General features: G+C 39.1%; 16 protein-coding genes and 2 tRNA genes. 9 read left to right on the top strand and 9 right to left on the bottom strand.

The annotated features are described in order from the left end of the window. Positions 1–113 precede the first annotated feature (113 nt). From ACE1EF_RS03770 to ACE1EF_RS03745, 6 genes are all read right to left on the bottom strand, one after another. Positions 114–1,049, bottom strand: coding sequence for a ribose-phosphate pyrophosphokinase (locus ACE1EF_RS03770; RefSeq protein WP_375719281.1), 936 nt, complete (start codon positions 1,047–1,049; stop codon positions 114–116). A gap of 94 nt (positions 1,050–1,143) precedes the next feature. Continuing rightward, positions 1,144–1,755 carry a ribosome biogenesis GTP-binding protein YihA/YsxC gene (gene yihA, locus ACE1EF_RS03765; RefSeq protein WP_375719280.1) on the bottom strand — a complete coding sequence of 204 codons (612 nt, stop codon included), beginning with the start codon at positions 1,753–1,755 and terminating at the stop codon, positions 1,144–1,146. Between the two features lie 39 nt (positions 1,756–1,794). Then, complete coding sequence (gene amrS / locus ACE1EF_RS03760) at positions 1,795–2,802, bottom strand: AmmeMemoRadiSam system radical SAM enzyme (protein ID WP_375719279.1); 1,008 nt, start codon at positions 2,800–2,802, stop codon at positions 1,795–1,797. Positions 2,803–2,869: 67 nt separating this feature from the next. Beyond that, positions 2,870–3,514: a 30S ribosomal protein S16 gene (locus tag ACE1EF_RS03755; RefSeq protein ID WP_375719278.1), complete on the bottom strand. Its 645-nt coding sequence runs from the start codon at positions 3,512–3,514 to the stop codon at positions 2,870–2,872. 243 nt (positions 3,515–3,757) lie between these two features. Further along, a complete protein-coding gene (locus ACE1EF_RS03750; protein ID WP_375719277.1) occupies positions 3,758–4,072 on the bottom strand; it encodes a YbjQ family protein in 315 nt (104 codons plus the stop codon). A 216-nt stretch (positions 4,073–4,288) separates the two neighbouring features. Then, positions 4,289–4,359: transfer RNA gene (locus tag ACE1EF_RS03745), tRNA-Cys, on the bottom strand. A gap of 469 nt (positions 4,360–4,828) precedes the next feature. Between ACE1EF_RS03745 and ACE1EF_RS03740 the strand changes: the two genes are divergently transcribed. From ACE1EF_RS03740 to ACE1EF_RS03715, 6 genes are all read left to right on the top strand, one after another. Further along, entirely contained in the window at positions 4,829–5,689 is an 861-nt protein-coding gene (locus ACE1EF_RS03740; protein WP_375719276.1) for a sigma-70 family RNA polymerase sigma factor, read from the top strand. A gap of 176 nt (positions 5,690–5,865) precedes the next feature. Further along, on the top strand, positions 5,866–6,456 hold the full coding sequence (locus ACE1EF_RS03735; RefSeq protein WP_375719275.1) for an RNA polymerase sigma factor: 591 nt from the start codon (positions 5,866–5,868) through the stop codon (positions 6,454–6,456). 556 nt (positions 6,457–7,012) lie between these two features. Beyond that, positions 7,013–8,191, top strand: coding sequence for a MalY/PatB family protein (locus ACE1EF_RS03730; protein ID WP_375719274.1), 1,179 nt, complete (start codon positions 7,013–7,015; stop codon positions 8,189–8,191). Between the two features lie 109 nt (positions 8,192–8,300). Further along, the gene (locus tag ACE1EF_RS03725; protein ID WP_375719273.1) at positions 8,301–8,897 is read left to right on the top strand and encodes an FKBP-type peptidyl-prolyl cis-trans isomerase; all 597 of its coding nucleotides are present in this window, start codon (positions 8,301–8,303) and stop codon (positions 8,895–8,897) included. Between the two features lie 18 nt (positions 8,898–8,915). After that, positions 8,916–9,992, top strand: a complete 1,077-nt coding sequence (gene aroC, locus ACE1EF_RS03720) for a chorismate synthase (RefSeq protein ID WP_375719272.1) — start codon at positions 8,916–8,918, stop codon at positions 9,990–9,992. Between the two features lie 175 nt (positions 9,993–10,167). After that, positions 10,168–10,911: a lamin tail domain-containing protein gene (locus tag ACE1EF_RS03715; RefSeq protein ID WP_375719271.1), complete on the top strand. Its 744-nt coding sequence runs from the start codon at positions 10,168–10,170 to the stop codon at positions 10,909–10,911. A 100-nt stretch (positions 10,912–11,011) separates the two neighbouring features. Here ACE1EF_RS03715 and glyA read toward each other — a convergent pair whose 3' ends face one another. Next, positions 11,012–12,292: a serine hydroxymethyltransferase gene (glyA, locus tag ACE1EF_RS03710; protein WP_375719270.1), complete on the bottom strand. Its 1,281-nt coding sequence runs from the start codon at positions 12,290–12,292 to the stop codon at positions 11,012–11,014. 417 nt (positions 12,293–12,709) lie between these two features. Here glyA and ACE1EF_RS03705 point away from each other — a divergent pair, with 417 nt between their 5' ends. The 3 genes from ACE1EF_RS03705 (at position 12,710) to ACE1EF_RS03695 (ending at position 16,404) form a co-directional block, all read left to right on the top strand. Next, the gene (locus tag ACE1EF_RS03705; RefSeq protein ID WP_375719269.1) at positions 12,710–15,058 is read left to right on the top strand and encodes a TonB-dependent receptor; all 2,349 of its coding nucleotides are present in this window, start codon (positions 12,710–12,712) and stop codon (positions 15,056–15,058) included. Between the two features lie 3 nt (positions 15,059–15,061). Continuing rightward, positions 15,062–15,916, top strand: a complete 855-nt coding sequence (locus tag ACE1EF_RS03700; protein ID WP_375719268.1) for a DUF4249 domain-containing protein — start codon at positions 15,062–15,064, stop codon at positions 15,914–15,916. Between the two features lie 119 nt (positions 15,917–16,035). Continuing rightward, positions 16,036–16,404 (top strand): hypothetical protein, encoded by a 369-nt coding sequence (locus tag ACE1EF_RS03695; RefSeq protein ID WP_375719267.1) that lies wholly within the window; start codon positions 16,036–16,038, stop codon positions 16,402–16,404. Positions 16,405–17,214: 810 nt separating this feature from the next. Here ACE1EF_RS03695 and ACE1EF_RS03690 read toward each other — a convergent pair. Both ACE1EF_RS03690 and crcB read right to left on the bottom strand, forming a co-directional pair. Beyond that, a tRNA-His gene (locus ACE1EF_RS03690) sits at positions 17,215–17,290 on the bottom strand. Between the two features lie 409 nt (positions 17,291–17,699). Further along, positions 17,700–18,080, bottom strand: a complete 381-nt coding sequence (gene crcB, locus ACE1EF_RS03685; RefSeq protein WP_375719266.1) for a fluoride efflux transporter CrcB — start codon at positions 18,078–18,080, stop codon at positions 17,700–17,702.

Raw genomic sequence — 18,080 nt, 5'->3', positions numbered from 1 at the left:
CCCCATCACACCAATGCTGTAATGCGGCTGCAAAGATAGTAATTATTGGTTGAAAAAAAACACCCCGAAAAAAATTAATTTTTCAGGGTGTATATCATTTAAATGCTTTAAAATCAGAGTAAAAACTGCGAACTTATGGACTGGTAGTTATAAACCCTCTGGATGGTATCAGCAAACATATCAGCTACAGAGAGTACTTTAATTTTGGGAGAGCTACCTGTAAACGGTATGGAATCGGAAAAAATAATCTCTGTCAGCGATGAATCTTCGATACGCTTTATGGCAGGATTAGATAATACACCGTGAGATGCACAGGCACGAACAGTTTTGGCACCGTCATCCATCATTAAATCTGCTGCTCTTGTTATGGAGCCGGCAGTGTCTACAAGGTCATCTATTATAATAACGTTCTTATCTTTAACATCGCCTATAACCCGCATTTCATGAATCTCGTTTGCCTTTACACGCGATTTATGGCAGATGACCATTGGAACACCCAGATATTTGGCATAGGAGTTTGCCCTTTTGGATCCACCTACATCGGGAGAAGCAATCACCAGATCTTCAAGTCCCAGCTGTTCGATGTAAGGAATAAAAATAGTTGAAGCATAAAGATGGTCAACCGGAACATCGAAGAAGCCCTGTATCTGGTCTGCGTGAAGGTCCATGGTTACTACTCTGTTTATACCGGCAACGCCTAAAAGATCAGCAACTAATTTGGCTCCGATCGATACTCTCGGTTTGTCTTTTCTGTCCTGTCTGGCCCAACCGAAATAGGGAATAATGGCGTTTATCATCTTTGCTGATGCGCGTTTGGCTGCATCAATCATTAATAATAACTCCATCAGATTATCAGCATTCGGAAAAGTTGACTGGATCAGAAATACATGAGATCCACGGATAGATTCTTCGTAAGAAACTGAAAATTCACCATCCGCAAAATGCTGAATCTTCATTTTTCCCATTTCCACGCCTAAACTATTGCAGATTCTCTCGCCTAAATATTCAGTTGATGTCCCTGAAAAAATCTTAATAGGGGCTTTCCTCATTGGGATGATTTTTGAATTTTAGTAAACTTATTTGGTGTGCAAATTTAATACAATTATTGTTAAGGCACAGCCGTACCAACTAAAAATGAAAAAATTAAATCGTCTGCTTTTTTAATTCACTGTTTATATGATCAATATAGTTTAAAATTTCTTTTCGACCCGTTCCCTCAACAGAAGAGGAGATAAAATACGGAGGTGTTTCTTCCCAGCTTTTCAGTAATTCAGCATTGAACGCCTCAATATTTGTATTTACTTTTGATCCTGAAATTTTATCTGCTTTTGTAAATACAATGGAAAAAGGGATGCCGTTTTCCCCAATCCAGTTTATGAAGTCAATATCAATTTTTTGAGGTGTCAAACGGCTGTCAATTAATACAAACATGCTGGTCAGCTGCAACCGTTTCAATACATAATCGCTGATCAGCTTTGAAAACTGCTCCCGACTGGATTTACCTGTTCTGGTGTATCCGTAGCCGGGAAGGTCCACCAGATGCCACTCCTGGTTGATATGGAAATGGTTGATTAACCTGGTTTTTCCGGGTTTGGAGGAGGTCATGGCCAGTTTTTTATTGTTGGTCAGCATATTAATAAGACTGGATTTACCCACATTTGAACGTCCTATAAACGCATATTCAGGTATATCAGAATCAGGACACTGATTGACATTACTGCTGCTGACCAGAAATTTTGCTTCCCTGATTATCATATATTCAATTTTGTACAAATAAAACAAATTGGAAACTGCCTACCAAATACCGGCGATGTGAGTTTGACATTCCGGGCATTTGCCGTTTTGCATGTAGATGTAGGAAAGACTGAGCCGGTGTCGTTCTATGAGCACTTTTCCGCAATTTGGACAATGAGTGGAATGATAGTCCTTGTTTTCTGCATTTCCGATGTAACAATAGATAATATGATGCTCCTGTGCGATGGATTTAGCCGCTTCAAGCGAGGTGAGTGGAGTAAGTGATTTTGACAAAAGTTTATGTGAGGGGTGAAAGCGTGAAAAATGCAGAGGTACATCATTTAAACTGTTTTGATCCATCCACTCGCAAAGTGCGGTTATTTCTTTACTGCTGTCATTTATACCGGGTATTAGTAAAACGGTTATCTCAAGCCATATATTTTGTTTTTTAAGATAAAGCACTGAATCCAGGACAGGTGCAAGTTTTCCCTTAAAGAACAGTTTATAGCTGTTCTCATTGAAGGATTTTATGTCAATGTTGGCTGCAGAAATTAGTGGGCTGATCAGTTTAAGGGGTTCAGGATTAATATATCCCGAAGATATCAGTGTTACAGGGATGTCATTTTGTTGTGCTTCGCGACAGATGTCATAACTGTATTCAAAAAAAGCAATCGGATCGGTATACGTCAGTGATATGGATTCACAATGGTGTTTCTTTGCCAGTTTTATGATGGCTTCCGGACTATAAGCCTCAGAGCTTTTTTGCGTGGGCTCACATTGCGAGATAGAGCTGTTCTGACATTGTACGCAATGCAAGATACAGCCATTGGTAGCCAATGAAAACGTTGAATGCCCCGGCATAAAATGATAGAGCGGCTTTTTTTCAACCGGATCAACCTGTATGGCCGAAGGATTATTGTAGGCCAGCGTGTAGAGTTTGTTTTCTTTGTTGATCCGGGTATTACAAGGGCCGGTCTGGCCGTCTTTCAGTTTGCAGTTATTGGGGCAAAGGTGGCAGTCGACATGGTTATTTTCAGCAGTCCAGAATAACGCATCATGCAAATCCATGTTTAAATTTACTAAAAAAAAAGCCACCAGTCAAACGACTGATGGCTTGTAAAGAGGTAATATGTTATTACGCTTCTTTTTTCTCTTCTTCATCTGAAGCTTCAGGTTTTTCTGCTTCTTCTGATGCTTTGGATTCTTCAACCGGAGCTTCTTCAGCCTTTGCTTCTTCTGCAGGTACTTCTGTAGCCTCAGCTTCAGCTTCAACTTCAGTGCTTTCCTCAGTAGCTTCCTCAGCAGCTTCTTCAGCAGCTAATTCCGACTGTTGTGCAGCAATAGCCGCAGCACGCTCCTCGTTGATTTTCTTTTCTTGTTCCAGACGGGCGTTTTCAGCTGCTTTTTCTTTGGCAGAAAGATCATCAGCCTGAGTGGCTAATTGTTTTGTTTTGTCGGCTTTCCAGCTTTCAAAACGTTTCTGAGCTTCTGCTTCATCGAATGCACCTTTTTTCACACCGCCTGTCAGGTGTTTCATGTACATAACACCTTCACTGGACAAAATAGATCTTGCTGTGTCAGTAGGTTGAGCGCCTTTGAGAACCCAATCAAGAGCTCTGTCAAAATTTAAATCTATCGTAGCAGGATTTGTATTTGGATTGTAAGAACCAATCCTTTCGATAAATTTACCATCGCGTGGCGCCCTGCTATCTGCTACCACAATGTGGTAGAAAGCATAACCTTTACGTCCGTGTCTTGCTAAACGAATTTTTGTTGGCATGTGTTTTAAAAAATTTAATAATTAACAACCTACTTTTTACGGGCTGCAAATATAGAAACTTTTTTTGTATTAAAGCGCTTGGATATAGTTTTTTATCCGCCTGTGATCTGAAATACGCCGTGTCAGTAGTCGCGTTTTTCAAAATCCTCGTTTTTTCTGTCTTCTATCCTTTTGATAATAAGAAAGATGATAATAATCAATGCCACTATTGCCAGGGCTCCGTATATCCAAAGAATGATCATGTTATTTCAGTTTTACTGCAGTGCCATAAGCCAGAATTTCGGCCATGCCCTGCATAATCATACTGGTCATAAAGCGTACATTCACTACTGCATCCGCTCCTATACGTTCAGCATCTTTCAGCATGCGTGATATGGCCTGTTCTCTTGAATCAGCCATTAACTGGGTGTATTCTGATACTTCTCCGCCAACTATGTTTTTCAGACCGGCAAATATGTCCCGCCCTATGTTTCTGGCTCGTACGGAATTGCCCCGTACTACGGCAAGTGTTTCTTTAATCTCTTTTCCGGGAATGGTTTCTGTTGTGACGTATAACATGGTATTTTAGTTTTGAGTTTTGTAGTACGAAGTTAGTAAATGCGCTTGAATTTTAAATATGAAAAATAATTAAATCTGAATAGGGCTGATCGTTCCTGTTCTGGCATTCTGGTACGCGAAACTTATCTTTTACAGTGTTCAGTCGATTGAAACCAGTATGCGCAAATATATGAAGGTTGTAAATAAAAAAGCTCCTCGGGTTGAGGAGCTTTAGTGAGGTACCGGGCGGATTCGAACCGCCGTAGACGGTTTTGCAGACCGCTGCCTAGCCACTCGGCCACGGTACCCTGTGGCTTTGTTTTTGCTTTAGCGGCTGCAAATATAAAAAATGTTTTTTGTTAAACATACTTTTTGAATTGCGATTTGATGCATTCTGTCATGCCGATTCAGAAAAATAAGCAGAAAGGATACAATTTTTAAAAAGTTTAAGATAAAATGAATTAAATATTTAAACTAAATAAAAGGAATAAGGTTTTAAAGTAGGACAGAGCAACACGATGACATGAAGACTATTACGGTGGTATTAGTTAAAAAATGTTAGGTGTAAAAGTTACAATAATAATATGTTTTTTAAACCGTTTAAGCTTCGTAGAGCAGGATTTAACAAAAAAACACTTGACACTTAAAACTAAAATGGTTTAAATTTGTTCGCATTGTTATATTTCCTAAGGACGGCGTTGGGTTCACGTGAAAAAAATAATTGACATTAATATTTAATTTACGTAATTTTGCGGCCTTGAATTTTTATATGGTGTTATGAGACAATTAAAGATTACGAAATCGATTACAAACAGGGAGAGCGCTTCACTTGATAAGTATTTGCAAGAAATAGGACGTGAAGATCTGATCACTGTGGAAGAAGAAGTAGAGTTGGCACAGAGGATTAAGAAAGGTGACAGGATCGCGTTGGAAAAACTGACACGGGCAAACCTCCGATTTGTAGTTTCCGTAGCCAAACAGTACCAGAACCAGGGATTAAGCCTTCCTGACCTTATAAATGAAGGGAATCTGGGCTTAATCAAAGCAGCTGAAAAATTTGATGAAACACGAGGGTTTAAGTTTATCTCTTACGCTGTATGGTGGATTCGCCAGTCTATATTACAGGCTTTGGCAGAACAGTCGCGTATTGTAAGATTACCATTGAATCAGGTTGGTTCATTAAATAAAATAAACAAAGCATTTTCAAAGTTTGAACAGGAAAACGAACGTAAACCTTCTCCTGAAGAGTTGGCAGAATCGCTGGATCTTCCTGCTGAAAAAGTTTCCGATACATTAAAAGTTTCCGGACGGCATATTTCTGTTGACGCTCCCTTCGTGGAAGGTGAGGATAACAGTCTTCTGGATGTACTTGTGAATGATGATTCGCCCATTGCGGACCGTACGCTTATTAACGAGTCTCTTTGCCGTGAAATTGAGCGCGCACTTTCAACACTTACAGAAAGAGAAGGCGATATCATTAAAATGTTTTTCGGTATCAATACGCAGGAAATGACGCTTGAAGAGATTGGTGAACGTTTCGGGCTGACCCGCGAACGGGTTCGTCAGATTAAAGAAAAGGCCATCAGACGTTTACGTCATAATTCAAGAAGCAAACTTTTGAAAGCTTATCTCGGTTAAAAAATATTTCAAAGTTTAAATAAGAGAGGCTGCCTGTTAAAGCAGCCTCTTTTTTGTTAAATTTGGATAATTCAAAATTGTTTCATTTATTTGTAGATATAATATTTGTCAAACTAAACATTATTTGCCTATCGAAGTGAACTCTACCATCGTTAACTAACTAATACATAAAGAAGATGGTTGAGCTAAAGAATCTTGATGACAACGTGCTTGTACAGGAATTTATACGTGGCAACTATGAAGCCATGGATATTCTTGTTGACAAGTATAAGGACAGGTTGTATTCATATATCTTTTTCACCGTTAAAAATCAGGAGCTTGCTGAGGATTTGTTTCAGGATACCTTTATTAAGGTTATTAAATCACTGAAACAGGGAAAGTATATTGAAAACGGCCGATTCTATTCGTGGGTGACCCGCATTGCACATAATCTTGTTATCGACTACTACCGCAAGGGTAAAGGTCAGAACACCTATTTTAATGAAGACTCTGAAAAGGATGAGTTTAATTCACTGAATTATTGTGAAGGCCATATTGAAGAAGAGTTGGTATTAAAGCAGGTACTGGATGACGTGACAAGTCTGCTGGAGTTGTTACCGGAGGAACAGAAGGATGTGGTAAAACGCAGATTTTATCAGGGATTGAGTTTTAAGGAAATTGCAGATCAGACAGATGTAAGCATTAACACAGCTTTGGGCAGAATGCGTTATGCGATCATTAACCTGCGAAAAATTGTTGAAGAAAAAAATATAGACCTTAATCTCTAAATTTTTCAGCTGTAATATTTTGATTATTAACCGGATGATGCTGCATTTCAAAGGGATTGTGGTTCTAAAATCAGTTTCCTGTTTTGATGCAATAAGTGTGTTAAAAACAATTAATTTGCAGTGATCGCATTAAAAAACTTTTCAGGCATACAATAAGTAAATACTGTTTTGCGTTTTGGTAGAAAATAATAAATATATTGCCTATGCAGAAACATTTTACTTTTCGATTAATGACCTCAAGAAATTTTAATGAATCACCTTTGGGAATTAAAAAAGGATTTATTCGTCAAGCACCTCAGGACAAGGTGGATTTTATTAAAAAATTTGCACGGTCGTATGAGTACCTGGATTTAAAATCCTGTTCTGAAAAAGATATTCATAAAAACTAAAACCCGGGAAACCGGGTTTTTTGTTTGTTCAATGTTATATTTTCATTTTTTGATTCTGCATTTAATTCTGTGTTGTTTATTTTTGTGTCCATTTAAACAATACAGATTCTTATGCTTTATTATACCATACAAACCTGCATTTTGAAGGCTTGCTTAAAAATAATTTCATGAAATACAACTTCGATAAACTGATTGACCGCAGAGGAACATCAACATTTAAATATGAGTTCAGTCATTATTATTTCGGTACCGAAGATATTTTACCCTTGTGGGTGGCCGACATGGATTTTGAAACACCTGATTTTATTATGGAAGAGGTGATAAAAAGAGCCAACCACCGCGTATTGGGATATACCATACCTTCTCGTGAAATGAATCAGATAATAGCGGACTGGATCCGGCGTAACCACAACTGGGATATCCATACATCATGGATTAAGTTTATGTCCGGTGTGCTGCCTTCAATTGCAGTGGCTCTGCAGACTTTTTCTTCAGAAGGGGATAAGGTGATCATACAATCTCCAATCTACCCCCCGTTTATCAGTATACCTGAAGCCAATAACAGAAAAGTTGTTTTCAACCAGCTGAAAAGAAGGGGAAATTCCTATACAATGGATCTGGATGATTTCAGAAAAAAGGCTGAAGAGGGTGCTTCTGTATTTATCATGAGTAATCCCCATAATCCTGCCGGTATTGTTTGGGACAGAGAAACGTTAACCGAGCTTGCAGAAATTTGTTATGCGCATCAGATTCTTGTAATTTCCGATGAAATACACTGTGATCTGGTCCATCCGGGGTATGAACATATTCCTTTTGCAACTGTTTCAAAAAAGGCTGAAGAGATTTCAATAACGCTGATGGCTCCAAGTAAAACGTTTAATATTGCAGGTTTGGGTGTTTCATTTTGTATTGTGCCTGATCTGAAAATAAGAAAGAAGTTTTATGATGCTTTAAATGCACTCCATATTGCCCACAGTAACATGTTTGCATACATTGGACTAATGGAAGCATTTAAAAATGGTGATGAATGGTTAAAACAGTTAAAAATATACCTGAGACAAAACTTTGATTTTGCACTGGATTATATTCATCAGAATATACCACAGGTAAAACCATTTGATGCTGGTGCTTCGTTTTTATTATGGCTTGACTTTACAGATACTGGGCTTAACAGTAAGGAATTGAGGAAGTTGATGATTGAGGAAGGTAAGATAGGAATGAACAATGGTGCTGATTTTGGTCCCGGCGGTGAAGGATTTCAGCGACTTAATGTAGGCGCTCCCAGAACTGTGATAGCTGACGCACTGAAACGTATTGAAAAAGCTGTTAATAACCTGAGTTCATAGTTTATAAATAATAGTATATCTTTGCAAAAAATTTTTCAGGTTATCTGATTTTTATCAGGACTGAATTTAAACAGTAAATATTTTATTCATCAAAAAACTAATTTAAAAGATGAAAATTGACAGAAATAAATTTGTTTCCCTTACATACGAGTTGAGATCAGGGGGAGTTGAGGGTGAGCTTAAAGAAAAAGCAGTAAAGGAAACACCTTTAACTTTTGTTTTTGGAGCAGGTATGATGATCCAGAAATTTGAGGATAATTTGATGGGCCTTGAGGAGGGTGATAACTACGAATTTGTTATTGATCATCTGGATGCATACGGACCGGTTATGGAAGATCGTATTGTGGACCTGCCAAAGAATATTTTTGAAGTTGATGGAAAAATTGACGAAAAAATTCTTTTTGAAGGTAATGTCGTTCCGATGATGGATGCTTCAGGTAACAGATTAAACGGAACCGTTGTCACTATTTCTGATGATAATGTTAAAATGGACTTTAATCATCCGTTGGCCGGGCAGGATTTGTGTTTTAAAGGTGAAGTTCTGGAAGTTCGTGAAGCTTCGGAACATGAGCTGGCTGAAGCTGCCGGAATTATGAGCGGTGGTTGTGGCTGTGGAAGTGGTGGTTGCGGTTGTGGAGATGAGAGTTGCAGCACAGAAGCCGGAGCAGAAAGCTGTGGTTGTGGTAGCGGATGTGGTTGTAACTAATCTATAGCATACAAATCAATGGCTGGAAATACCTGGGGTAATATTTACAGATTATCTTCTTTTGGTGAATCTCATGGTTTAGGAGTTGGCGGTGTCATAGATGGGTGTCCTCCAGGAACACCAATTGATATTGAATTTATTCAGAATGAACTTTCACGTCGTCGTCCGGGTCAGAGTAAGATTACTACACCAAGAAAGGAAGAGGATCGTGTTGAAATCCTTTCCGGTATTGTTGATGGCATAGCAACCGGAACGCCCATCGGTTTTTTGATACACAATAAAGATCAGCGTAGCGGGGACTATGACAACATGAAAAGTGTGTACAGGCCCTCACATTCTGATTATGTGTATGAAAGTAAATACGGCATACGTGATCACCGGGGAGGTGGTCGGTCATCCGCCCGTGAAACAATAGCCCGTGTTGTTGCAGGTGCCATTGCCAAACAGGCATTAAAAACACATGGCATTGATGTAAAAGCTTTCACTTCGAGTGTGGGCGATTTGCATATGGAAACACCTTACACCGCGCTTGATCTTTCAACCATTGAGGACAACATTATACGTTGTCCTGACCAGGAAATCGCTGAAAAAATGATAAACCTGGTGGATCAGGTCAGAAAGGAAGGTGATACCATTGGTGGTGTAATTACAGGTCTGGTTAAAGGTTTACCTGTTGGACTTGGAGAGCCGGTTTTCGATAAGCTTCATGCTGAGCTTGGCAAAGCCATGTTGAGCATAAATGCAGTAAAGGGTTTTGAATACGGATCGGGATTTGCCGGAACACAGCTGAGAGGTTCGCAGCATAACGACCCGTTTGAAATTCGTAATGGTAAGGTTAGAACAACGAAAAACCATTCCGGAGGAATACAGGGTGGAATATCCAATGGTGAAGATGTGTATTTCAGGGTTGCATTTAAGCCTGTGGCAACAGTATTACGTGATCAGAATACAGTTGACAGTGAAGGCAATGCGACAGTATTGAAGGCCAAAGGTCGTCATGACCCCTGTGTGTTGCCCCGTGCAGTACCTATTGTAGAATCGATGGCTGCCATCGTTATGCTGGATATGCTGTTGCTGAACAAAATTTATAAATAAAATATTAAGCATATTGCCAAACCGCTCTTTCAGGGCGGTTTTTTTTATCTCCAATTATCGGGTTAGCTTAACCGTTCTGGTGCATTTTATTAATACTCAGTATATTATTTCAATGATATATTTATTATTCCTAACTTGTGCCTGCAAAGCTCACTATTCTGAAAATACACCTCTAATGAAAACGACTACACTTTCGCTGTTATTTCTATTCTTCATTTTGAATAGTCAGGCACAGATCATTATAAATGAAGTTCAAAGCTCCAATAATTCAACAATTCAAGATAATTACGGTGAATATGAAGATTGGATAGAGCTGTTCAATTCCAATGATTTTGAAGTTGATATTGCAGGCCTCATCTTAAAGGATAATGTGGATACCTGGCAAATCCCCTCGGGTGATCCTATTACCATTATGCAGCCGGGAACCTATTTTTTGTTGTGGGCGGATGATGAAGAAGTACAAGGTAAGTTTCATACAAATTTTAAATTGTCTGCGTCTAACGGAGAATATCTTGGCTTGTATAAATCAGATGGAACAACAGTAATTGATTCTGTAACCCTCCCTCCGCTGAGTGCCGATGTAAGTTATGGTAAATGTGATACTGAATGGATAATATTTAATACCCCAAGTCCTGCGTCGGAAAACTATTGTTCCGGTACTGCATTAAAAGGCAATGGTATGGATAAAGATTTTTTTAGGACGAACATATCCGGAAATCTACTTCATATTGTGATTAATGATTTTGTTAGTGTTCCTGTCAATGTTAAAATCTATGCGTTAAACGGAGTTGTTTTATTTAGAGAGAGTTTTTATTCCAACTACGGAGAGGTTGAATTAAGTAAGTTTAAAAGTGGAATTTACCTCCTGAATGTAGAAACAGAAAAGAACTCCGGGACAATAAAAATAGGCGTTTTTTGATGGGATAAATTTGGGAATGAATATGTAGATACAATAATTGCGAATAAATAAAAAGCCGGCAAGTTGCTTGCCGGCTTCTGAGTATAAAATAATGATCAGTTTATTCAGAAAATAACGGATAGGGATTCATCAGTGCATGTACTTTATCAGAAACTTTTGCGATAACCGATTCATCTTCAATGTTAGCTAAAACTTCATCTATCAGGTCCACTATTTTAGCCATCATATCTTCTTTGAGACCACGGGTTGTAATTGCCGGTGTTCCGACACGAATGCCAGAGGCCTGGAATGGTGAACGGTCATCGAAAGGTACCATATTTTTATTCAGTGTAATATGTGCCTGAACCAAAGTGTTTTCAGCCATTTTACCGGTAATTTCAGGATATTTTGTGCGCAGGTCTATCAACATGGAGTGATTATCGGTTCCACCGGAAATAATCTTGTATCCTTTATCGATAAATGCCTTTGCCATTGCCTTTGCATTGACCTGAACCTGCTTTTGATATGCTTTATACTCCGGTGTCAATGCCTCACCAAATGCGACAGCTTTAGCTGCAATGACATGTTCCAGTGGTCCACCCTGAGTACCGGGAAAGACGGCTGAGTCAAGCAGGGATGACATCTTACGAATTACGCCTTTAGGGGTTGTTTTACCAAAAGGATTATCAAAATCTTCACCCATAAGAATGATACCACCACGTGGACCTCTTAATGTTTTATGGGTTGTTGATGTAACAATATGTGCATATTTGACCGGATTTTTAAGCAGGCCTGCAGCTATTAAACCAGCCGGGTGCGCCATATCAATCATCAGTAAAGCACCTACCTTATCAGCGATGGCACGCATACGTTCATAATCCCAGTCCCGGCTGTATGCTGAAGCACCACCAATTATCAGTTTTGGTTTCTCCTTAACTGCCAGTTCCTCCATCTGATCATAATCCACCAAACCTGACTCTTTCTTAACGGAGTAAGCTACAGGTTTATACAGAATTCCTGAACTGTTTACAAGAGAACCATGTGAAAGGTGGCCACCATGTGCCAGATCCAGTCCAAGAAATGTATCGCCCGGATTCAGGACAGCCAGCATAACAGCGGCATTGGCCTGAGCACCTGAGTGCGGCTGAACATTTGCCCATTCCGCATTAAAAAGTTCCTTTAAACGTTCTATGGCAATGTTTTCACTTTGGTCAACAACTTCGCAACCACCATAATAGCGTTTTCCCGGGAGACCCTCAGCGTATTTGTTTGTCAGGTAAGAACCCATGGCTTCCATAACCTGGTCGCTCACGAAATTCTCAGAAGCAATAAGTTCAATGCCATTTAACTGGCGTTCGTATTCTTTCTGGATAAGATTAAAAATGATTGTATCCCTTTTCATTATATAAGTATATTAAGGAGTGAATTTTCTGCGACAAAAATACTCCATTATTGATAAGCTGAAAATTTTTTTAAAAACAATTATCAAACATTTATAAACGGTTTTCAGTCAGTAGTGTAACCAACTATAAAATAATGCTGTTGAAACACATGCTAACAGGTGGATTCATAAAATGAACATTTATAAAAGATGTTAATAAAATAAGGGGATTTGTAACTTAAATACCTGGGATTCGTCATAATGTTGTAATCATAAAAGATGTTTTTTGGTTAAGTAAAAATCTTGAAATCAGCAACCCGGCAACATTAGTAATAGCTTTCTCATTATAATTTCCACCGGGTTGCTTTTTTATTTAGCTTTGCAACCTTGTTTGATCTTTTTAAACCTTTTGGTGTTTCTATATTGAACACACAATTTATGGACAGATACGTTTTAAGTATACTCATCTTAATTTTTGCACTTGCGAATCTTTATGCCGATAATAATCCTGTGGATAAAGGCTATAAGGTTTCAGGAACTGTTGTGGATGTGCAAACCCGGGAACACCTTCCGGGAGCTGCTGTTTATGTTGAAAATACAGCCCGTGGTACCGCGACAGATCTGGATGGAAATTTTGAATTGATGTTGTCAGAGGGTGAGTATGTCCTCCAGGTTACATTCGTTGGATATCAAAGGTCATCGGTTAACATAAGTGTGCCGGTCGATAAGCCGGTTGTCATATCCTTGAGTCCCGTGAATAAGGAGCTTAAGGAGGTAAATGTATCAGGAAAACAGCCGGACGAAAATGTGCGTTCGGTGCAAATGGGCATTCAGAAACTGGACAAAACAACGATAAAAAGCATTCCCGCATTCATGGGTGAGGTGGATATTATTAAAGCAATTCAACTGCTCCCGGGTGTTCAGGCTACCTCAGAAGGAAGCAGTGGTTTCAGTGTGCGGGGAGGATCACCGGATCAAAACCTGATTCTCCTGGATAATGCTCCGGTATATAATGCATCTCATCTCCTGGGTTTTTTTTCAGTGTTTAATAACGATTTTGTTCAGGATGTTACTTTGTACAAAGGCGATATTCCGGCAAATGTAGGTGGAAGACTCTCATCTTTTCTTGACATAAAATCAATAAACGGAACACCCGGAAAAATATCCGGACAGGGTGGTATTGGTACTATTTCATCGCGTTTGATGCTACAGGGTTCATTGACTAAATCAACAACTTTTGCCCTATCGGGAAGAAGAACCTATGCCGACCTTGGACTTAAATTGTATGATCCGGAGAGGTTTAAAGATACAAAACTTTTTTTTTACGATCTGAACCTGAAGCTAAATCAGAGGTTTTCAAAAAATGACAGGGTGTTTTTAAGCGCTTACCTTGGTGATGACACCTTCGGGCAGAGTACTTTTGCAATGCGATTCGGGAATCAGATTATGTCGTTAAGATGGAACCATATTTTTAGTGATAATGTATGGAGCGATCTGACGTTGATTGGAACACAATACCGGTATATTCTTGGAAATAGTGACCCGGAGGAAGAAAGCAATTCATTTGAATGGGTTTCCGGAGTTAAGGATTTTGGCGTTAAATACGATCTTAACTGGCACATCAGAGAAAATATAAACCTGCAGACCGGTTTTAGTACAACCATGCATCAGTTTTCACCCGGTGCTTTTTATGCTCAATCGGATTCTGCCTTTTTTCAGGATTTTGTCATTAAAGGCACCCAGGCACTGGAACACGGTATATATGCTTCCGTAAACCCTAATATAGGTAACAGACTCAAACTGAAACTGGGTCTGCGAATCTCAGCATTTCAAAGCATGGGGGAATCCATTGTATATAATTATGATGAAAACTATCAACCTACAGATTCCGTTGTACATAATCAGTGGGACATTTATAACACATACTGGGGCATAGAACCTCGTGTGGGTTTTACCTATATACTGAATAAAAGCACTTCATTAAAAGGAAGTTATAACCGAAACTATCAGTATATGCAGATTGCGTCCAATGCTACTTCCGGCTCCCCGTTTGAAATCTGGTTTCCGGCAAGTCCGAATATTAAACCACAGGAGGTCAACCAGTTTGCGCTTGGTGTTTTCAGAAACTTCCTGGATAACAGCATTGAACTGAGTATTGAAGGTTATTATAAAAAGTATACCAATACTGTAGATTTCAGGGATCACGCGAACCTGTTTCTGAATCGGTATCTTGAAGGTGAGGTTCGCGTTGGGGAAGGAAAGGCGTATGGTATGGAATTGCTGGTTCGGTTCAACCGGACAAAATGGAATGGCTGGATAGCCTATACCTTATCGCGAGCAGAACGTACTATTCCGGAGATTAATCACGGACGAACCTATCTCGCGCCATATGACAAAACTCACGATCTTTCACTGGTGTTTAACTATAAGCTCAATGATAATTTTTCCATCTCTTCCAATTGGGTATATGCCACCGGAAATGCGGTGACTTTCCCTACGGGCAGGTTTGTTTATAACGGCAAGATTTTACCTATTTATTCAGATCGTAATTCTTACCGGATGCCGGAATATCATCGTCTTGATATTGGTATCACATATACTCCAAAACCGAACTCATCCAAACGCTGGCATAGTGAATGGAACCTTTCGGTTTATAATGTTTATAATCGCCATAATGCATGGACGATCAATTTTTACCAGGAAGATTATAATCCAAATCTGTTGTATGCTGAGATGACTTATCTGTTTCCGGTTTTGCCGGCTATAACGTATAATTTTAAATTTTAACGATTGAAAAAGGTATTATACATAGTGTTTTTGGTTGTTCTGGCTTCATGTACAGAACGGATAGATATACAAATAGATAAATCATATGCAAGGATTGTAGTGGATGGAAGTATATCCAATGATCCGATGGCACATCTGATCCGTCTGACCAAATCAGCAGATTTCTTTGATGGTACTGAAGCACCGGATGTAACAGGCGCAACTGTTTTTATTCTCGAAGGTGGTGATACAATACATCTGAATGAAAAACAGGCAGGAATGTATTACACACCCAGGGATTTTGCAGCAAAATTTAATACTGAATATGAGCTCGTTATTCAAAACGTGGATATTAATGATGATGGTGCTTTGGAAGAATACAGGGCAACAGACGAGATGACTTATCCTGTTCCCGTTGATTCCATAAATCTTATGCGGACATATATAGAAGGACCTGATCGTTATTTCGTAGGAATCATGTTGTTTACAATGGATCCTCCGGAACGGAATAATTATCTTTTTAAATCTGTAATCAATGATAAACCTTTAAACGAATCGGTAACAGATTGGGGATTAACCAACGATGAGTTTTTCAATGGAAATTATACCAACGGTATTGTTGTTAAATATCTCGATCAGACGGATTCAACTGAGATATTACAACCAGGTGATGTCTTTACCCTGGAGCAAATCCAGATATCCCGAGATTACTATGATTTTCTTCAGGCTGTTAACCTGGAATCTTTTGGGAATATCCCATTGTTCAGTGGTCCTCCAGCCAATATTGAAGGTAATGTGAATAACGATGCTATCGGTTTCTTCTCATGCCTGGCAATTTCACGTGCAAGTTCAAAGTATAATTTACCTGTTACAGAGTGATGGCGAGTTCAGGATTGTTTCATCCATGACTGATTAAAAAATATAACCACAAAAGAGTGTGGTATTTTTAATATTAAAACCGGTCATTGAATATCTTAAAAAGTTGTTATATTAGCGGCATGAGCTACACAATGGAATGGTGCGATTCTGATGTTTATATCACATTTGGAGACCGGGTAGAGGGAGAGGAGATTCTTTTAGTCGATGATATCATATACGGTGACAGCAGATTAGAGGAGATGCATTTTCAGTTATTTGATTTTTCTCAAACTATTCATGTAAATATGGACGTTTTTGACATGAAGGTGATCGGTGTACTTGATAAAAAAGCCAGTCGCTGGAATGATCATGTTAAAGTAGCCATAGTAACAACGAATAATGAATTGGAGCAGCTTGTGGATTATTATGCAGGAATTATGGCTGATACCAACTGGCAGATTAAACTTTTCACGACCAAACCAGAAGCGGTATCATGGTGTAATTCATAATTTTCGTGGTGCCTTTTTGCGATAAACTTCCATTATTATTAACCCCGTGATTTTGTTCTGAGCGAGCGTTTGGGAGATATAGCTCCTCGTTTCATTTGAACCTGCTGGTTTTTAACATTTCAGCTTTAAATTTATTCAGCTAATCCTGGATGGCAATTGGAAGTTATACTGTTGTATCCGAATATGGATCTATTAAAGATTGATCTGAAATAAAAAAGCTCCCTGAAAGAGCAGGAAGCTGCTAAAGGGTGGAAGACCGGGTTTCCCGACATTCACATTGTCCTGTCGGGATAAACTTATCACCCTGTCTGAGTTTTTTAAATAAAAAAAGCTCCCTGAATCACCAGGAAGCTCTTAAAGGGTGGAAGACCGGGTTTACCGACACTCACGTTGTCCTGTCGGGATAAACTTCTCACCCGGTCTGAGTTTTTCACATAAAAAAAGCTCCCTGAAAGAGCAGGAAGCTGCTAAAGGGTGGAAGACCGGGTTTTCCGACACTCACATTGTCCTGTCGGGATAAACTTCTCACCCGGTCTGAGTTTTTTACATAAAAAGAGCTCCCTGAATCACCAGGAAGCTCCTAAAGGTTGGAAGACCGGGCTTCCCGACACTCACGTTGTCCTGTCGGGATAAACTTCTCACCCGGTCTGAGTTTTTTTACATAAAAAAAGCTCCCTGAATCACCAGGAAGCACTTAAGGGTGGAAGACCGGGTTTCCCGACACTCACGTTGTCCTGTCGGGATAAACTTCTCACCCGGTCTGAGTTTTTCACATAAAAAAAGCTCCCTGAATCACCAGGAAGCTCTTAAGGGTGGAAGACCGGGTTCGAACCGGCGACCTCTGGAACCACAATCCAGCGCTCTAACCGACTGAGCTACATCCACCATCTTTGCATTTCTTCAAATGCGGTGCAAATATAGGTTTCCGTCTTAATATTGCAAAATAATTTCTGTCTATTTTTTTCAAAAAAGAACAAAAAAAAAGAAACCATCGCTGGTTTCTTTTTCTGAGTTTTCTCAAAATGGTACTAGAATGTTAAGGTAAAAAGAATCTTGGTGATTGCTTTGGACATGGACAAAATTGAAGATTTTTTAAATAACTACAAATTTTAACATTATGTTGTATAACACAATTGAAAGTTTACGGATTTTAACAATTCATGTTTATAAATATTCAATTTGAAACGTATTGATTGTTAATGCTGCTTATTTGTTGCAAAAGGATACAAAGTTTTGGTTTTACTTATCAAAATGAAGGAATATGCAAAAAGAATAAATTAATATACAGTTTATACTTATGCGAGTTTAAAGAGACCTATCCCTGCAAATACGGCCATCAAACCCAGTAAGATACTTCCGGCAACATACAATGCGGTATATATAAAATGACCTGTATTGATCATCTGGATGATATCGTATGAAAAGGTGGAAAACGTTGTAAAACTTCCGCAGAAACCAATAGCCAGGAATAATCTCATATCAGCCGTGAGCCAGTCGTTCTGTACGGCAAGTCCATAAATTACACCAATTAAAAAGCTGCCCAAAATATTCACCGTTAAGGTGCCCCAGGGAAAACCATTGCCCCACCATTTTGTGGTCAACAAGCTTACGCCATAGCGTGATATACTTCCTAAAAATCCTCCCGTTCCAATAATAAGTATCGTTTTGAGCATCAT

It is taken from the genome of Quyinboa sediminis (assembly GCF_042219855.1).
GTDB lineage: Bacteria > Bacteroidota > Bacteroidia > Bacteroidales > UBA5342 > JBHJHP01.
Note: the sequence above shows the minus strand (reverse complement) of the source record. Positions and strands in the feature narration are given on the sequence as shown.